The sequence below is a fragment of the Plantibacter cousiniae (nom. nud.) genome, assembly GCF_977070315.1.
In genome coordinates, this window is record NZ_CDRVEU010000004.1 from 152,435 (window position 1) to 168,881 (window position 16,447).

At 58.7% G+C, this 16,447-nt stretch carries 15 protein-coding genes; 10 read left to right on the forward strand and 5 right to left on the reverse strand.

The window, feature by feature from the left end; genetic code table 11:
• Nucleotides 1–125: 125 nt before the first annotated feature.
• Complete coding sequence (locus ACW55A_RS10635; protein ID WP_455808147.1) at nucleotides 126–851, reverse strand: GNAT family N-acetyltransferase; 726 nt, start codon at nucleotides 849–851, stop codon at nucleotides 126–128.
• A 573-nt stretch (nucleotides 852–1,424) separates the two neighbouring features.
• On the opposite strand from ACW55A_RS10635, the gene katB reads away from it, so the two are divergent.
• Entirely contained in the window at nucleotides 1,425–2,930 is a 1,506-nt protein-coding gene (katB, locus tag ACW55A_RS10640) for a catalase KatB (RefSeq protein ID WP_498811319.1), read from the forward strand.
• Between the two features lie 60 nt (nucleotides 2,931–2,990).
• Entirely contained in the window at nucleotides 2,991–3,566 is a 576-nt protein-coding gene (locus ACW55A_RS10645; protein ID WP_455808148.1) for an ankyrin repeat domain-containing protein, read from the forward strand.
• Between the two features lie 12 nt (nucleotides 3,567–3,578).
• Here the strand turns inward: ACW55A_RS10645 and ACW55A_RS10650 are convergent, their stop codons facing one another.
• The 3 genes from ACW55A_RS10650 to ACW55A_RS10660 form a co-directional block, all read right to left on the reverse strand.
• Nucleotides 3,579–5,672, reverse strand: a complete 2,094-nt coding sequence (locus ACW55A_RS10650) for a hybrid sensor histidine kinase/response regulator (RefSeq protein ID WP_455808149.1) — start codon at nucleotides 5,670–5,672, stop codon at nucleotides 3,579–3,581.
• 213 nt (nucleotides 5,673–5,885) lie between these two features.
• Nucleotides 5,886–6,110 carry a DUF6434 domain-containing protein gene (locus ACW55A_RS10655; RefSeq protein WP_003370358.1) on the reverse strand — a complete coding sequence of 75 codons (225 nt, stop codon included), beginning with the start codon at nucleotides 6,108–6,110 and terminating at the stop codon, nucleotides 5,886–5,888.
• A gap of 108 nt (nucleotides 6,111–6,218) precedes the next feature.
• Nucleotides 6,219–7,103 carry a LysR family transcriptional regulator gene (locus ACW55A_RS10660; protein WP_003436246.1) on the reverse strand — a complete coding sequence of 295 codons (885 nt, stop codon included), beginning with the start codon at nucleotides 7,101–7,103 and terminating at the stop codon, nucleotides 6,219–6,221.
• A gap of 99 nt (nucleotides 7,104–7,202) precedes the next feature.
• On the opposite strand from ACW55A_RS10660, the gene ACW55A_RS10665 reads away from it, so the two are divergent.
• Both ACW55A_RS10665 and ACW55A_RS10670 read left to right on the forward strand, forming a co-directional pair.
• Nucleotides 7,203–7,682, forward strand: coding sequence for a multidrug/biocide efflux PACE transporter (locus ACW55A_RS10665; RefSeq protein ID WP_455808150.1), 480 nt, complete (start codon nucleotides 7,203–7,205; stop codon nucleotides 7,680–7,682).
• 103 nt (nucleotides 7,683–7,785) lie between these two features.
• Nucleotides 7,786–8,619: a PhzF family phenazine biosynthesis protein gene (locus tag ACW55A_RS10670; protein WP_455808151.1), complete on the forward strand. Its 834-nt coding sequence runs from the start codon at nucleotides 7,786–7,788 to the stop codon at nucleotides 8,617–8,619.
• 6 nt (nucleotides 8,620–8,625) lie between these two features.
• Here the strand turns inward: ACW55A_RS10670 and ACW55A_RS10675 are convergent, their stop codons facing one another.
• Nucleotides 8,626–9,777, reverse strand: a complete 1,152-nt coding sequence (locus ACW55A_RS10675; RefSeq protein WP_003370349.1) for an MFS transporter — start codon at nucleotides 9,775–9,777, stop codon at nucleotides 8,626–8,628.
• 835 nt (nucleotides 9,778–10,612) lie between these two features.
• On the opposite strand from ACW55A_RS10675, the gene ACW55A_RS10680 reads away from it, so the two are divergent.
• Genes ACW55A_RS10680 through ACW55A_RS10705 form a run of 6 tightly spaced genes read left to right on the forward strand, consistent with a single transcriptional unit; the run spans nucleotide 10,613 to nucleotide 16,447 of the window.
• Nucleotides 10,613–11,632 (forward strand): Gfo/Idh/MocA family protein, encoded by a 1,020-nt coding sequence (locus ACW55A_RS10680; protein ID WP_004410946.1) that lies wholly within the window; start codon nucleotides 10,613–10,615, stop codon nucleotides 11,630–11,632.
• Between the two features lie 40 nt (nucleotides 11,633–11,672).
• On the forward strand, nucleotides 11,673–12,785 hold the full coding sequence (locus tag ACW55A_RS10685; protein WP_498811289.1) for a DegT/DnrJ/EryC1/StrS family aminotransferase: 1,113 nt from the start codon (nucleotides 11,673–11,675) through the stop codon (nucleotides 12,783–12,785).
• Nucleotides 12,786–13,298 carry an NUDIX hydrolase gene (locus ACW55A_RS10690; protein WP_455808154.1) on the forward strand — a complete coding sequence of 171 codons (513 nt, stop codon included), beginning with the start codon at nucleotides 12,786–12,788 and terminating at the stop codon, nucleotides 13,296–13,298.
• Complete coding sequence (locus ACW55A_RS10695; RefSeq protein WP_455808155.1) at nucleotides 13,295–14,401, forward strand: DegT/DnrJ/EryC1/StrS family aminotransferase; 1,107 nt, start codon at nucleotides 13,295–13,297, stop codon at nucleotides 14,399–14,401. Before ACW55A_RS10690 ends, ACW55A_RS10695 begins: the two co-directional genes overlap by 4 nt.
• Complete coding sequence (locus ACW55A_RS10700; protein WP_455808156.1) at nucleotides 14,382–15,752, forward strand: FAD-dependent oxidoreductase; 1,371 nt, start codon at nucleotides 14,382–14,384, stop codon at nucleotides 15,750–15,752. The genes ACW55A_RS10695 and ACW55A_RS10700 overlap by 20 nt, the downstream gene beginning before the upstream one ends.
• Nucleotides 15,749–16,447: an HAD family hydrolase gene (locus ACW55A_RS10705; protein WP_455808157.1), complete on the forward strand. Its 699-nt coding sequence runs from the start codon at nucleotides 15,749–15,751 to the stop codon at nucleotides 16,445–16,447. Before ACW55A_RS10700 ends, ACW55A_RS10705 begins: the two co-directional genes overlap by 4 nt.

Genomic DNA, 16,447 nt, shown 5'->3' on the forward strand with positions numbered 1-16,447 from the left:
ATAACTTCACCTCATTTGGATCGTTCCCGACCTCCTCGCTTTTTGATAGAAAAACTTTGACAAGTCGCAGATCTGCGACTACTGCCTTCTATCGGCACCGCCCCGTTCGCAAATCCTGTTCGTTATCAGTGCAGCCGCACGGTGTTTGATGCGCCGGCTGCCAGGCCATCATTGCCAAGACGTTGCTCGGCGAACGTTCTCGCTTCAAGAGTCATGCGGTCCAGATGGCGATCGCGTTGCTTCTCCGCATCGACCATCGCGCTTTTGCCGTGCTGCCTGAGCAGGTAAGCGTGGATCTGCCGCACTTCGACCGAGTTGTAGATGGGCGCGATATCCATGACCGCAAGCAGACCGTCAGTACCGTGATCACGCGTGTTCATGATGACCTGCGGACCACGCGCGCCCAGCACCTGAAAGCCCATTGCCTCGAAATACGCGACTTTGCCGACCACGCAATACAGCTCTGCGTGCGGATAGCGACTCGTCATTTTCTCCAGCATCGAGCGTGCGATGCCCTGACGGCGGTGGCTGTCGCGCACCGCCATGTAGGCTACGGCGCAGGCCTGCGGATCATCCTGCACAGGCAGATAGAGCAAAAACCCCAATACAGTTTCGGGGTCTTCATCGTCCAGCGCGACGATCAGCTCCACGGTCAGCTGCTGCGAACCGTCCATGGCATTCAGGTACAAATGCACCTCATACCCCACGCCGTACTGGTAAAGGTTGTACAGCGGGTTGCTCGGCGCGATCGCCACCAGACTGATGTCCGTCACGTAGTCGACGACCATCTGCTGGATCTGGCTACGGATGAATTCCGGCGGCGGGGTTTTCAGCAGCATGATCGTCGACATGGGACAAGGGGCTCCATTAATAGGTGTGTTTGTACGGGATGTGGCCACATGATAGCGCGTCGAGGCATTCAGGACCGATATTGTCATATTGCCAGCATGCTGCAGCGCGCCAACTTAGTTGCAACTTATACGATGATTTTAAAAAAGAATATCAAATAGCCATCCACCCGAAAGACCACCGCAAGTATCGGTACGATCGTACCAGCACACACCACAGTCGCCAGTCTGTTACCAAATAATAAAGTTGATAATGATTCACATCTACCTGAGTAAGGGGATACAAGGAAGTTTAATGACTGTTGACATTCAATAAAAATCCAATTTTTTCAAAGGGATGCATAACTAGCAAAAAATGGAAATATAACTTGATTTACAGCGACCGAACGTGCAATCAACGCATCAGGCCAACTCGGTACAAACATCCGTTACCGGGTCCACCTTTTGTTCGAGTATTTATCTCAATCACCCCAATATATTTTTATAATCACCGCATTTCCCTCACGCGCCTAAGATTATCCGGCCTACTAAAAATATGAGGGATTCAAAATGCCGTTATTAAACTGGTCCAGACACATGGTGTGCCTGACTGCAGCCGGTCTGATTACTGTTCCGACCGTTTATGCAGCCGACACCCTGACCCGCGACAATGGCGCCGTCGTCGGCGACAATCAGAACTCTCAGACCGCAGGCGCCCAGGGCCCTGTCCTGCTGCAAGACGTTCAGTTGCTGCAAAAGCTGCAGCGCTTTGATCGCGAACGCATCCCCGAGCGCGTCGTGCATGCCCGCGGCACCGGCGTCAAAGGCGAGTTTACGGCTTCTGTCGACATCAGTGATCTGAGCAAGGCGACCGTTTTCAAATCCGGTGAGAAGACGCCGGTATTTGTACGCTTCTCCTCCGTGGTTCACGGCAATCACTCGCCTGAAACCCTGCGGGACCCGCACGGCTTCGCCACCAAGTTCTACACGGCTGACGGTAACTGGGACCTGGTTGGCAACAACTTCCCGACGTTCTTCATTCGTGATGCCATCAAGTTCCCGGACATGGTCCACGCGTTCAAAACTGATCCGCGTACTAACCTGGACAACGACTCGCGTCGCTTCGACTTCTTCTCCCACGTACCGGAAGCCACCCGTACGCTGACCCTGTTGTATTCGAACGAGGGCACCCCAGCAGGCTATCGCTTCATGGATGGCAACGGTGTACACGCCTACAAACTGGTCAATGCCAAGGGCGAAGTGCACTACGTCAAGTTCCACTGGAAATCCCTGCAGGGCATCAAGAACCTTGATCCCAAGGAAGTCGCTCAGGTCCAGTCCAAGGACTATAGCCACCTGACCAACGACCTGGTTGGTGCGATCAAAAAGGGTGACTTCCCGAAATGGGATTTGTACGTTCAGGTCCTGAAGCCTGAAGAGCTGGCGAAATTCGACTTCGATCCATTGGACGCCACCAAGATCTGGCCGGACGTTCCCGAGAAGAAGATCGGGCAGATGGTCTTGAACAAGAACGTCGATAACTTCTTCCAGGAAACCGAGCAGGTCGCCATGGCCCCGGCCAACCTGGTTCCAGGTATCGAACCTTCCGAGGACCGCCTGTTGCAAGGCCGTGTGTTCTCCTACGCTGACACCCAGATGTATCGCCTTGGCGCGAATGGTCTGAGCCTGCCTGTCAACCAGCCCAAGGTTGCGGTCAACAACGGTAATCAGGACGGTGCGCTGAACACTGGCCACACCACCAGCGGCGTCAACTATGAGCCGAGCCGTCTGGAACCTCGTCCAGCGGATGACAAGGCGCGCTACAGCGAACTGCCGCTCAGTGGCACTACCCAGCAGGCGAAGATCACGCGTGAGCAGAACTTCAAGCAGGCGGGTGATCTGTATCGCTCCTACAGCGCGAAAGAGAAGACTGACCTGGTGCAGAGCTTCGGCGAGTCGCTGGCCGACACCGATACTGAAAGCAAGAACATCATGCTGTCGTACCTGTACAAGGCAGATCCGGACTACGGCACTCGGGTAGCCGAAGTCGCCAAAGGCGATCTGAGCAAGGTCAAGTCCCTGGCTGCAAGCCTCAAGGACTGATGATCTGATACCCCGTCCCGGTGCTCAGTCGCCGGGACGGTTCCCGTCAGGAGAACGCCCATGAAGCATCTGATCTATGGCTTGCTGCTGTTCGCCGCAGCCGCGAACGCCACACCACCGACATCAACAACGACCCCCACTCCACCGCCCCCGGAGCTGACTGCCGAACAGACGGCCAGCCAGCTGCGCACGCTGTTTTTCGACGCCTCCCGTGAAGGCAACAACCCGATGCTGGACACGTTTATCGAGGCTCATTACGACCTTAACATCCGCGATGAACAAGGCTATACCGGTTTGATTCTCGCGGCCTATCACGGCCATGAAGACTCGGTGATACGCCTGATAGATGCCGGAGCAGACCCTTGCGCCAAGGACAATCGCGGCAATACGGCGCTGATGGGTGCGATTTTCAAAGGTGAACTGAGCATCGCCAAGCGTCTGGTTCAGGCAGATTGCGGTGCGAACCTTACCAACAATGCCGGGCAGACCGCAGCCATGTACGCCGCCCTGTTCAAACGCACCGAAGTGCTCAAGGAGCTGACCGACAAGGGCGCAGACCTGAGCATTCGTGACAGCATGGGCAATGACGTGGAAGGCTTGTCCAAGGGTGAATTCCGGGCGCCGCCCACCCGCTGACGGCTGCTGGAATCAGTCTTCGCGCTCAATCATTTCGTAGATGCGGCTGGCAAACGCTTCCATGGTGAAGGGTTTGGTGAGCACCCACATCCCCGGATCCAGATGGCCGTTGCCAATGATGGCGTTCTCAGCGTACCCGGTGATGAACAGCACCTTGAGGTCGGGTCGAATGATGCGCGCGGCATCGGCCAATTGCCGGCCATTCATACCCCCCGGCAACCCGACATCAGTCACCAGCAGGTCGATACGCGCATCGGACTCCAGCACCTTGAGCGCAGATGCGCCTTCGCCCGCCTCGATCGGAATGTAGCCCTGATCCTCCAGCACTTCGGCCACCAGCATGCGGATGGTCGGCTCATCGTCGACAATCATCACGGTGCGCTCGGTCTGCACAGGCGCCGATCCAGCAGCATCTGCAGCCTCGATCTCTTCCGGTGCCCCAACGTAATGACGCGGCAGGTAGAGACACATGTTCGTGCCCTGATCAGGCTCGGAATAGATACGCACCTGCCCGCCGGACTGGCGCACGAAACCGTACACCATCGATAAGCCCAGCCCCGTACCCTGCCCCAGTGGCTTGGTGGTAAAGAAAGGGTCGAAGGCCCGATTGATGACCTCGGGCGACATGCCTGTACCGGTGTCGCTGACACACAGCGACAGATATTGCCCGGGGATCAGATCGCGGCTTTGTGAGCCGCGCTCGTCAATCCAGCGGTTGGCTGTCTCGATGGTAATTCGCCCGCCGCGCGGCATGGCGTCCCTGGCGTTGATGCACAGGTTCAACAAGGCATTTTCCAGCTGCGGTGCATCGATGAATGTTGACCACAACCCGACCGAGGTCACCACCTCCACAGTGATATGCGGTCCGACCGTACGACGAATCAGCTCTTCCATGCCGATGACCAATCGGTTGACGTCGACCGGCTTGGGGTCAAGGGTCTGCCGGCGCGAAAACGCCAGCAATCGATGAGTCAGTGACGCCGCACGTTTGGAGGCATCCTGCGCAGCCCCTATGTAGCGGTCCAGTTCATTGAAACGGCCCTGGCTCACCCGTGTCTTGAGCAGTTCCAGCGAACCCGTGATGCCGGTCAACAGGTTGTTGAAGTCATGGGCGATACCGCCCGTTAACTGGCCTACGGCTTCCATCTTCTGGGACTGGCGCAAGGCTTCCTCAGCCTGGCTCAGGCGTTCCTGCTCGCGAAGCCGTTCGCTGACATCGTAGGCAAACAGGTAGGCCCCAATGGCCTGCCCCTGAGCATTGCGCAGCGTGCTGTAACGTATTTCAAAATGACTGGCCGGATCGTTCGAGTCACTGAAGCTGACACTTTCGGCGAACTCTTCGCCCGCCAACGCACGCGTCCAGCGCCGTTCAAGATCAGCCTTGCTCTGCGGCCGGTCGTCGAGCAGGTCGAGCATATTGTCACCCACCTGCGGCCGAACACCGAACAGACGCTCGAATTCGCGCAGGGCAGCGCCATTGATGGCCATCCAGCGAAAATTGCAGTCGACGACATGAATGAACGCATTGGTGCCGTTGACGACGTCGGCCAGCACATTACGCTCGGCCACCGCTTCGATAATGCGTGCTTCCAGAGTTTCGTTCAGTTGCTTGAGCGCCAGTTCAGCGCGTTTGCGTTCAGTGATGTCTTGAAACAACACCGCGACCTGCTTGCGGCTGGCCGGCTCGATGCGAAACGCGGTCAAGGCCAGATAGCGCCCTGTGGCCACCAGTTCGCGCTCGAAACGGATCGGCTTGCCGGTCCGTAACACGGCGCCGTAAAACTCCAGCCAGCCATCAGCCTCCTCGGGAACCATCTCGCGCAGCTTCTTGCCCACCACGTTGGAAATGCCGGCGTGGTACTCGTAGGCCGGGTTGGCTTCGACGTGAATGTAATCGCTCAGCGGACCGTGTGGACCGTCAAAGAACTCAATGATGCAAAAGCCTTCATCCATGGCGTTGAACAGAAAACGATAGCGCTCCTGGGATTGGGCCAGGGCGTATTCGGCCTCCCGACCGGTGACGCTCAGGCTCTCTTTAAGCGAGGCATTTTCCTGCTCCAGAGCCGCCAATCGGCTCTGGAGATGTTGTAAATCTGTCGGGGTCAAAGCGGCGGCACCTGAGGTATTGGTTGCGCCGCTTTCCCGTCATGCGGGGCGGCACGAGCACGCTACGAGAAAAACCGCTCGCATGCAAAAATAATGGCGTTTTGAGCTCAGAAATTCTGGTTTTTTTGACCCAGTCAGCGCGATAGGTACTTTTGTGAACAACATTCACGAGTACAGGGGCCACGCTGTACCGATCCCGATTGACCCGTGATATCAGTTCGACGCCGAAGCTGCGGCATGCAGGCGCAACCATTGGTCCGCGACTTGCCCCATGTTCTTGGGCTCGCCATTGTTGATCCATGCCATGAATGGCCGATCGAACCTGAACGACGCCCCGCACTGCCCGGTCATGAAACGCCTCACGTTCTGCGTGTTCCGATAGGTGTCATCCACTGGCGTATCACGCGTGATGAGGTCGGAGTGCCAATCGAAAGCCATGCCTGATTCCTTCTGCCGTCGGGTTGCAGGCACTCTTTATAGCGGGATTCTGTTGCAGTCGCGAGGTTGGAAGGGCTTGTGGCGTACAGGAATTCGCTTAAACCCGTCTCACTCTCCCGCGAACGGCACCAGCGACTCCAGCAGCCACGCGCCCGCAGGCCCCAGGCTGCGCTGGAATGACCAGATGACGTCCACCGCCGAGCGCCGCGGCCAACCGGAGACGTGCAGTTCTTTGAGCAGTCCGCCCGAATAACGCGACACCAGCCAGCGCGGCAATGCCGACCAGCCAAAGCCGAACGCAGCCATGTCCATCAACAGCAGGTAATTGGGTGCCGACCAGTGCCGATGGCCGCTGGTGGGCAAGTCGTCGGTGGGGATGCTGTGCTCGATCAGCGTATTGAGGCGCAAGGCGCGATAGCGGGACAACTGTTGGTAATCGACCCGTTCCAGCGCGGCAAGCGGATGTTTGTGCGACACGAACAGACCGAAATCGGCACTTTCATCGATGGTCGCGTGACCGATTTCCGGTGGGTAGCTGGCTTGCGCCGACAGCAGCCCCAGCGACGCCCTCCCCGACTGCACCAGGCTGATGGCGTCGCCATGCTCGGCGAACACGCATTCCATCTCCAGCTCTGGAAAGCGTTGATCGAGTTCGGTCATCAGCCGCTCGAAATCAGCAAACTGGTTGGCATCCGACAGCACCAGCGTGAGCCGCGGCTCGACGCCTGCTGCAAGCCGCGCGGCAGCACGACGCAGCCGGTCCGAGGCGCACAGCAGATCATCGACACGGCCAAGCATCACCCTACCCGCTTCGGTCAGGACTGGTTGCCTGGAAGAACGGTCGAACAGCTCCAGCCCCAGGTCGATTTCCAGACGGGCGATCGCCTCACTGATGGTCGATTGACTCTTGCCCAGACGGCGGGCGGCGGCGCTGAAAGAACCCAGCGCGGCAATCTGGGCGAAGGCTTCCAGGGCTTCTGGTGAATAACTCATGGCGCTCTCATATCGGTTTAACCGATGGTACTGATTTTCAGCTTAACGCAAACACCGATGATAATACTGCCATCCATCAGCACCAAGGACAGCGTAGTCATGAGTAACAACCAACCGCACACCGACCGGCAACCCGGCGTCGCCAGCAAAACCCTTCGTGAGCGGGCGTTGCATGCCGCGCTGTTCGAGATCGGCGGTGTGATTCTGGTCGCACCACTGCTGGCCTGGCTGATGGACCAATCGCTGGCGATGATGGGGGCCATGACGGTGATGATCTCGACCATCGCCATGTTGTGGAACATGACCTACAACGCGCTGTTCGACCGTCTGCGCAACCGCTGCGGATTTACCATGAACCTGACGGTCCGCATCCTGCACGCAACGTTGTTCGAAGCAGGACTGATTCTGGCCGTGGTACCGCTGGCCGCATGGTGGCTGACAATCAGCCTGATGGAAGCGTTCTGGCTGGACATCGGTCTGCTGCTGATGTTTCTGCCCTATACCCTGCTGTTCAACTGGGCCTACGACACACTGCGTGAACGCCTGATGCAGCGACGCCTGGCGAGGTGTGAGGTGTAACGCATCAGGCAGATGGATGCCGTGCATCAAATGTTCTCACTGGATAATCAAATCCTCGCCATTGCACACTGTCCCCTACTGACCCAGGCAAGGACACCCTTCGATGACAACTGAAGTACTCAAACTGGCGGCGTTCAGCGATGGAGATCGCGGTGGCAACCCGGCAGGCGTATGGATCGGCGATGCGTTACCCGAGGATACCGTCATGCAACAGATTGCCGCCGACATCGGTTTTTCCGAAACGGCGTTCGCTGCGCCTGTCGAAGCCGGCTGGCGGGTGCGGTATTTCTCGCCGCTGGCAGAAGTACCGTTTTGCGGGCACGCCACCATCGCCCTGGGCGCAGCGCTGGCGGCGCAGCAAGGCGATGGCGTGTATCAGCTGACACTCAATCAGGCGCAGATTACTGTCGAAGGCCATGCGCAGGGCTCGCTGACGTCGGCGGCGCTGCAATCGCCGCCCACGTTCAGCACGCCGATCAGCGCGCTGTTGCTGGAAGAAGCCCTGGCGCTGTTCGGCTATAACCATGCCGATCTGGATGAGCGCATTAGCCCCGCGCATATCAATGGCGGTGCCGGGCACCTGCTGCTGGCGCTGAACAGCCGGGCCAGGCTCAAGGCCATGCGCTATGACCAACAAGCGGGGCACGACCTGATGGTCCGTGAAGGCTGGGCGACGATTTTGCTGGCGTGGGCCGAGACCGATCAGTTGTTCCACACCCGCAACCCGTTTGCGTTCGGTGGCGTTTATGAGGACCCGGCCACCGGAGCGGCCACGGCGGCACTGGGCGGCTATCTGCGCGATATCGACTGGCCGCATGGCGGTTTGATAGACATTATTCAGGGCGAGGACATGGGCAGCCCGTCGCGCCTGCGCGCCGAAATCCCGCAGCAACGGGGAAGCTCGATCCGGGTGTCGGGGATGGCGCGCAGGTTGTAGCGGGGATCAGGTCCTGAGTTTGCTGCCGCCGATCGCCACGCCCAGAAGCATCACGGCAACGACCATGAACGCCAGTTCAAGGCTGCTGACATGGGCGATGAAACCGATTGCCGCAGGACCGATCAGAATCCCGGCATAACCGACTGTGGTAATCGCCGGGATGGCCACGCTTTCGGGCATGGTCTTCTGCCGACCGACCGCGCTGTAGCACACCGGCACGATGTTCGAGCAACCCGCGCCTACCAATGCATACCCCAGCAGCGCCGCCTGCCAGACCGGGATCAATGTCGCGACGGCCAGACCCGCTGCGGCACACAGTCCGCCAAGGATGATCACTCGATTGGAGCCCACCCGTTTTACCACCGCATCGCCAAACAACCGCCCCAGGGTCATGGTCGCGGCGAATACCGCATAGCCCAGCCCGGCATACGCCGCTTCGACACCACGCAACGAGGTCAGGAATACCGCGCTCCAGTCGAGCATCGCGCCTTCGGCCAGAAATACGGTGAAGCACAGCAGGCCGATGAACAGCACCACGCCACGCGGGATGGCAAAGGCTGGCCCATCGGCCGGACTGCCGTAAGGCAACAGATTCGGCGCCGCTTTGGCCAGCGCAACCAACGTCAGAAATACCACTATCAGCATCGCCGTGAACGGCGAGATGCCCAGACTGAGCAAGCCGGCGACACCCGCGGCACCGACAATCCCGCCGAGGCTGAACAGGCCGTGGAAACCCGACATCATGGTCTTGCCGCTGGCGCGCTCGACGATCACCGCCTGCACGTTGGCCGTGCAATCCACCCCGCCCATGCTCGCGCCAAACAGAAACAGCGTGGCGATCAATAGCGGCAGACTGGAAATCGTCGCCAGCAGCGGCAGACACAGGCAGATCAGCAGCGTCGAACAGACCAGCAGGCGCCGACAGCCTAACCGTGCCGCCAGTGCTCCCGCCAACGGCATCGAAATGATCGAGCCCACCCCCAGACACAGCAACAAGAGCCCGAGCGTGCCCTCATCGAGGCCCATCCGCTGTTTGACGTAAGGCACCAGCGGCGCCCACGAGGCGACACTGAAACCGGCAATGAAAAACGCGATACGCGTCGAAGACTGCTCCGCCCGAGCCTTGGCATCCTGGGCTGCGGTGCTGAAAGAGGTCATGCATGCTCCTTTTTGGGGTTGGGTCGCCACGAGTCGCGAAACTCGGCACATCAGAAACCAAAGCGTCAGACAAACTTATGATACGCAATCGATTCAAGCCTGCTCAAAATCACCTTAAACATGAATAATTTATGTATCCATGATTGGCAAAAAGCCAGCAAACGCCAAGGATAAATGAAAAAATCGTTAAATATCAAAATCATTATAAAGTGTCTCAATGAACTTAATACGAAAGCATAATCTTAGTAACCTTCTTTTATGTTTTTTTGGTCTAGACCTGTTTATTGCCATGCGTAAAAGGCTGGGTTAGATTCATTTCCGCACTGGGTTAGTGCAACTAACCGATGAGATGTTCCCTTTGGGAATCGTCAGCGGCCACGGAAGAATCAGATGTTCATGGAGGATTCGATATATGAATACTTGCCCGAACGTAAACCATCGCTCCCTGCGTAACGCAACGCATGAGTCTTTCGCCAGCGTATTGTTCCTCACCGGAATCAGTCAGAACAATAAAGGCTCCGGACCTCCCCGCGTGTCGAACCCCCTCAATCGTCAATCTTCTGTACTGCTGTGCAACGTGCTTGACCGGTTGCCACGGATATCGAACGCCCCTGACTTGATGCCCCCCGTCACAAGCCAGTCTGCAGCACATGATGGCAGTCCCTCCTGCCTGACGGGCCTCATACCTTAGGGCACTGCTGCCCTGCTCTACCGACTCAAAACGAACACTGCACTCATTCGGTTTGCCCTTCGGCTAATCCGTTACGGAATTCGTGTACGCGCTCGCTCTTGTTTTCCCATGAACTACATCTGACTTTTCAAGACGGAGATGATTATGACTGGACTCAAAGTTGGCATTGTTGGTCTCGGCGCACAGATGCAGGAAAATCTGCTGCCCACGCTTTTGCAAATGCCGGACATTCGTATTGTGGCGGTCTGCGACAGTGATCGCCGCCGAGCCGAGCAGATCAATCGTTTCGTATCGAATGTGATGATCACGGACGATTTCGACGACATGCTCGCAAACGCCGGGCTCGATGCGGTCGTCATGGCCTGCCCGCCCCAGGCTCACCGCGATCTTGCGTTCAAGGCAATGGCCAAAGGTGTCCATGTTTTCGTCGAGAAGCCGCCTTGCTTCACCCTTGACGAACTGGACCAGTTGATCGACGCAAGTCGACGCTCGAACGTGATCACCGGCGTCGGCATGAATTTCAAGTTTGCCAAGCCCATGCGCCAGTTGCGCCAGATGACCAGTGCCGAACAATTCGGCCAGGTCGTGCATATCCAGCTCAACCACTACGCCAGCAAACCCACCTCGCCACTCTGGGGCCTCGACTCAACGTTGAGGTCTTTCCTGCTCGCACAGGCCATCCATACCATCGATCTGGGCGTCACGTTCGGCGGCGGCGAGCTGCGCGATATCGAATCGCGAGTGCAACGTCATGGCGATTCGTTACTGGTCAGTCTGGAGCTGCAATTCACCACCGGCGCCAGCGTCAGTCTGCTCAGCGGAACAATGTTCCCCTACTTTGAATTCGACATGAAAATCGTCAGTTCGAACTCGATGATGGTCGAGCTCAATAACCTGTGGAACATCACCATGCACGAGCCGGAGCACGGCACCAGCGCTACCGGTCCGGGTAAACGCTGGAGAGGCGCCTGGCAGCCGGGGCCTCTGGATTCCGGGTATGAGCGCAGTGGCTACTTCGGCGAACTGGAGCAGTTCTTCCATGCCGTTCGTCACAACACCGCTTATGAGGCGAGCTTCGAAAGCCTGCGCCCGACCTATGAGGTCATCGAAAGCATTTGCAAGGCAGATGCCGTCGCTCGACCCGACCTGGCCCTGAGCGCCTGACCCTACGCCAACCCAATGCCTGTTTTCGGAGCTTGCACACATGTCCAGTCTTTCCAGCAACGCCACTGCCCGACCTGCCGTTTCGGATAAATATCGCCCGGTGTATGCGGACGATCTGCTGACCATGCAACTGACGCTGGAGCGTCCGCTGTCGGGGACCAGCGATGTGGTCGGCGAATACGAAAGCAAACTCGCCGCCTGGTTCGAAGCGCAACACGCCATTGCCGTATCGTCAGGTGGTGCCGCGTTAAGTGTCGCTATCTACGCCTCCGGTGTCGGTCCGGGCGACGACGTTCTGCTCACGCCCAGCTGCCCGCTCTGCACGATCTACCCGATCATCGCTGCCGGGGCCAACCCTATCTTCGTCGACACCCGAGCCCACGGCTTCGGTGCCGATCCGGCGTCCATAAAGGCGCGCATGACCTCACGCACCAAGGCTATCATCGATATTCCGATGTGGGGCTATCCGACGGAAGTCGACGAGTTGCGCACCCTTACCCATGAGCTGGGTATCAAGCTGATTCTCGACCTGGCCCATTCGCACGGCACCACCCTGGAAGGCCGCCCGATGTCGCAATTCGGCGATCTGTCCTGCTTCAGCACCCACGAGCGCAAACCACTGGCAACCGGCGAAGGCGGCTTCATTCTCACCGACGACGATGAACTGGCGCAGCGCTGCCGCGACTACAGCCGCTTCGGTAACCTCAACGGCAAGGATTTCGGCCTCAACTACAAACTCGCTGCCCTGCCAGCGGCGCTGGGCGGTAGCCGTCTGGCGTCACTGAATGAGCAGATCCAGAAACGCAGAGAGAACGCGGCCTACTTCCTTGCACGGCTCGACCACAGCAAGGTCCGGGAGAAGAAAATCATCGGCGGCGGCCTGCCTAACTATTACTTCCTGAACCTTGAGCTGCACTTCGCCGACAACCGTGCATTCATCGATTACCTCGACGAAGCCGGTATCCCTTCCGACATCAAACGCTACGGTTGCAAGGCACTCTATGAGTTCCCGGCACTGGCACAGTACCGCAACGAATGCCCGAACGCAGAAGCGCTGCTGGCAGGCATGACGACGATTCCGGTTCATCCGGGCATTACCCGGGCGGAGCTCGACTACATGGCTGATCGCATCAACCAGTACGGTGGCGCATAAATGACTGAAGCACTCGATCGCTCACAACTGGATCGGCATTTCACCGCGTCCGGGTTCGTCTTGAACCCGGAGCGCAAGATGCTGCTGTTGCATCACCGCAAGCTGGGCGTCTGGCTCTATCCGGGCGGCCACATCGAACAGGGCGAAACCCCCGACGTTGCAGTACTCAGAGAGATTTTCGAAGAGACAGGCATTCATGCCGAGCTGCTCGGCGAGCGTGATGAAGAGCTCGCCGATGTCGAAACAGATGTCACCGTCCTGCATCAGCCTTACCGGGTGCTGTGCGAATACATCAATGACAAACGCGGCCCGCACTATCACCTGGACCTGATTTATGTAACAGCAACCAGCCTGCAGGCCTGCCCGGACAACCGGGAAGTCGAGCATGCGCGGTTCTTCAGCCATGCGGAAACCGCAGACCTGAAGATGTTTCCCAATTTCCGGCGAATGGTAGACCGGGTTTTTGCAGACGATGCGCTGTGGGATCTGGTGGGAATGAAGGTGGCACCATGAGCCTGCGTACCATTACCCAGACGCGCACCATTACCCAGAAAGGGCCGATGCATTCGATCGATGACCTGCACGAGCTGGAGCGGGCGCTGCATTCGGGCCTGACAGGCACTTCGCAGGTGGTCGATGAATACGAAGCGGCGCTTTCAGGGCTGTATGGCATCAAGCATGTGATCGCTGTGTCTTCGGGTGCAGCATCAGTGACCGCTGCGCTTGCCGGCGTCGACTTCAAGCCGGGCGACGAAGTCATCGTCGCCCCGACGGGGCCGATCTGTACTGTCCTGCCAATCCTCTCGCTGGGGCTTGTGCCGGTGTTCTGCGATGTCGCGCCGGACAGTTTCGGCCTGGATCCGGAAGACCTGCAGCGCTGCATAGGCCCTCGTACCTGCGCAGTCATCGAAGTACCGATGTGGGGCTATCCGATTCGCTCGAATGAAACCTGGGCGACCATGCGCCAAGCCGGTATTCCTCTGATCCAGGACCTGGCCCACGCGCACATGACCCGGCTGGACGGCACCTGGCTCGCACGGCACGGAGATATCAGCTGTTTCAGTACCCATGACTGCAAATTCATCTCGACCGGCGAAGGCGGCTTCGTGATGACCGATGACGACGACCGGGCCAGACGAATACGCGCCTATACCCGTTTCGGCAATCTGACAGGCGAATCGCTGGGCATCAACCTGAAACTGGGCGGGCTGCAGGCGGCGCTGGGGCTGGCCCGTTCGCGTCAGCTCTATTCGCACCTCGAACGCCGCATGAGAAACCGCGATCTTCTTCTGTCCATGCTCGACAACCCGGCGTTTCGCGAGCTGCCTGTCGTCAAAGGCGGCGCAGTCAACGCCTACTCGCTGCTCCTGCAATCAGTGGGGCATGACGGTCGCCAACTGGTGCACTACCAACAACGTCACGGTATCGAATCGGACATCGGCAAGTACGATAACCAGCCGCTTTACCAGTTGCCGCTGCTGACCCGGTATCAACGCGACTGCCCTAACGCTGCCAGATTGCTGCGTTCACTGACGACGGTGCCTCTGCACCAGAATCTGCTGGACGACGATCTGCATTACATCGCCAAGGTGCTCAATGACTACTCTCCCGATTGAACCGGCCCTGCGCTCGGGCCATGCGGTAGTAATTGGCGGCAGTGTCACCGGCTGCCTTACCGCTGCCGTGCTGGCGCGCCGCTTCGAGCGTGTCACTGTCGTCGAAAAAGGCGACTTTTACGACGAGACAGGCCCGCGTCAGAGCCTGCCTCAAGAACATCATGTGCACCTGCTGCTGTTGCGCGGCAAGCAGATCATGGAGCGGATCTATCCGGGTCTGCTGAGTGCGCTCGAACAAAGCGGCGCTCAGGTGGCGGACCTCGGACATGATGTGAAGTGGTATCAACGCGGCCGCTGGAAAAACCGTTATCGCAGCGGCATCGAAGCTCACTACTGCAGCCGCCGGCTCATAGACAACCAGTTGCGCCGTAGCCTGACGACAGTACCGCAGGTCAGCATTCTGTCCGGTACACGGGTCACGCGCATCGAGTTTTCCGGTGCCGAGAACCTGCGTCAGGTGAGCGGCGTGGTGATCGATGACGACTCGGGCGAGCGCGACCTGTCCTGCGACCTGCTGGTGGATGCCAGCGGCCGCGGTACGCACATGCCTTCCTGGCTGAAAGACGCAGGCTTTGGCAGCGTGCAGAACAGTGTGGTCAAGACCGAACTGGGCTACGCATCGCGCATCTACAAACGGCTTCCTGCCTTCGCTGAACAATGGCAGGTATTGCTGGTACTGCCCACCGCTCCGGCCCAGCGCTCGATGGGGGTCATCAGCCCGATCGAGGGCGATCGCTGGATGGTCACCACCGGGGGCTGGTTCGGCCACTTCCCCGGCAAGAATCCCGACGAGTTTCTTCAGGCACTGGCCAGCCTGCCCGTCCCGGACATCCACGACGTCATCCGCGAGGCCGAACCACTCTCGGAGATCTTTACCTTCAGAATGCCTGGCAGTCGCCGCACTCACTACGACCGTCTCAAACACTGGCCAGAGGGTCTGCTGGTGGTGGGCGATGCGTTGAGCAGTATGAATCCGCTGTACAGCCAGGGCATGACCATCGCGGCACTCGAAGCCGATTGCATCGATGAGCGCCTTGACGCTCTGCTGGATAAATCACTTGGTTGCCATCAGTTACAGGGCCTGCTGTGCAGTGTCGTTGACGGTGCCTGGAACATGGCCACGACCGAGGATTTTCGTTTTCCGGAAACCTCCGGGGAGCGCACTTGGCGCACACGTTTCGACCATTGGTATGGCGCCGGGCTGGGTGCGCTCTCGGCCAGCAATCGTCGTGCGCTGGAAACGCAGATCAGTGTGACTAATCTGGTGATGGACCCCGCCCGGGTGTATTCGCCAGCGCTTGTGTCGCGTATCGCTCTCAATGCCCTACTTTCCCGGAATACCCGACAATGATCGACGACATCCTGCATTTTTCCGGCATCGAGCATGTGGTGTTCGACTGGAACGGTACTTTGATCGACGACCTCGATCTTGCCGTCTGCGCCGTGAATCGCTGCGGCGAACAGTTCGGCGTCGCGTCTGTTACGGCCGAACAATACCGGGCAAGGTTCGACTTTCCGATTGCCGGGTTCTACGCATCACTCGGCTTCGACCTGGAGCGTGTGCCGTTCTCTACCATCGTGCAGCACTACCTTGCGCACTTCGACGCAAACGTTGCCCACTGCCCGCTGCAACCGGGCGTGATCGAGTTTCTCGACGCGGCGCGCAGGGTCGGAATCGGCGTCTCGATCCTGTCGGCATCGCACTGTGACGTTCTGGTTCAGACCCTGCGCGCGAAGGGCCTGTATGAGTGTTTCGAACATGTCGTGGGGCTGAGCCATAACCAGGCCACCAGCAAGACCGCCGAAGCCGTAGTGCTGCAGAAAACCCTGGGCACACCGGCCTCACGCACCCTGTTTGTCGGCGACACGCTGCATGACTTCGACGTCGCAAATGCCGTGGGCTGGTCGCCGGTGCTGGTTGCGACAGGCCATCAGAACATCGAACGCCTGCGACTCAGTGGTGCCCCACTGTTCGATGGCCTGGGCGATTTGCTCGAACGCTTCACGGCCTTCCCCATACTGCACGCCAAAACCGGGGGTGCCTGA

Excerpts from the sequence above, each read along its gene's own strand:
- ACW55A_RS10635 (WP_455808147.1), bottom strand. The coding sequence starts at position 851 with ATGTCGACGATCATGCTGCTGAAAACCCCGCCGCCGGAATTCATCCGT.
- katB (WP_498811319.1), top strand. The coding sequence starts at position 1,425 with ATGGTGTGCCTGACTGCAGCCGGTCTGATTACTGTTCCGACCGTTTAT.
- ACW55A_RS10645 (WP_455808148.1), top strand. The coding sequence starts at position 2,991 with ATGAAGCATCTGATCTATGGCTTGCTGCTGTTCGCCGCAGCCGCGAAC.
- ACW55A_RS10655 (WP_003370358.1), bottom strand. The coding sequence starts at position 6,110 with ATGGCTTTCGATTGGCACTCCGACCTCATCACGCGTGATACGCCAGTG.
- ACW55A_RS10660 (WP_003436246.1), bottom strand. The coding sequence starts at position 7,103 with ATGAGTTATTCACCAGAAGCCCTGGAAGCCTTCGCCCAGATTGCCGCG.
- ACW55A_RS10665 (WP_455808150.1), top strand. The coding sequence starts at position 7,203 with ATGAGTAACAACCAACCGCACACCGACCGGCAACCCGGCGTCGCCAGC.
- ACW55A_RS10670 (WP_455808151.1), top strand. The coding sequence starts at position 7,786 with ATGACAACTGAAGTACTCAAACTGGCGGCGTTCAGCGATGGAGATCGC.
- ACW55A_RS10675 (WP_003370349.1), bottom strand. The coding sequence starts at position 9,777 with ATGACCTCTTTCAGCACCGCAGCCCAGGATGCCAAGGCTCGGGCGGAG.
- ACW55A_RS10680 (WP_004410946.1), top strand. The coding sequence starts at position 10,613 with ATGACTGGACTCAAAGTTGGCATTGTTGGTCTCGGCGCACAGATGCAG.
- ACW55A_RS10685 (WP_498811289.1), top strand. The coding sequence starts at position 11,673 with ATGTCCAGTCTTTCCAGCAACGCCACTGCCCGACCTGCCGTTTCGGAT.
- ACW55A_RS10690 (WP_455808154.1), top strand. The coding sequence starts at position 12,786 with ATGACTGAAGCACTCGATCGCTCACAACTGGATCGGCATTTCACCGCG.
- ACW55A_RS10695 (WP_455808155.1), top strand. The coding sequence starts at position 13,295 with ATGAGCCTGCGTACCATTACCCAGACGCGCACCATTACCCAGAAAGGG.
- ACW55A_RS10700 (WP_455808156.1), top strand. The coding sequence starts at position 14,382 with ATGACTACTCTCCCGATTGAACCGGCCCTGCGCTCGGGCCATGCGGTA.
- ACW55A_RS10705 (WP_455808157.1), top strand. The coding sequence starts at position 15,749 with ATGATCGACGACATCCTGCATTTTTCCGGCATCGAGCATGTGGTGTTC.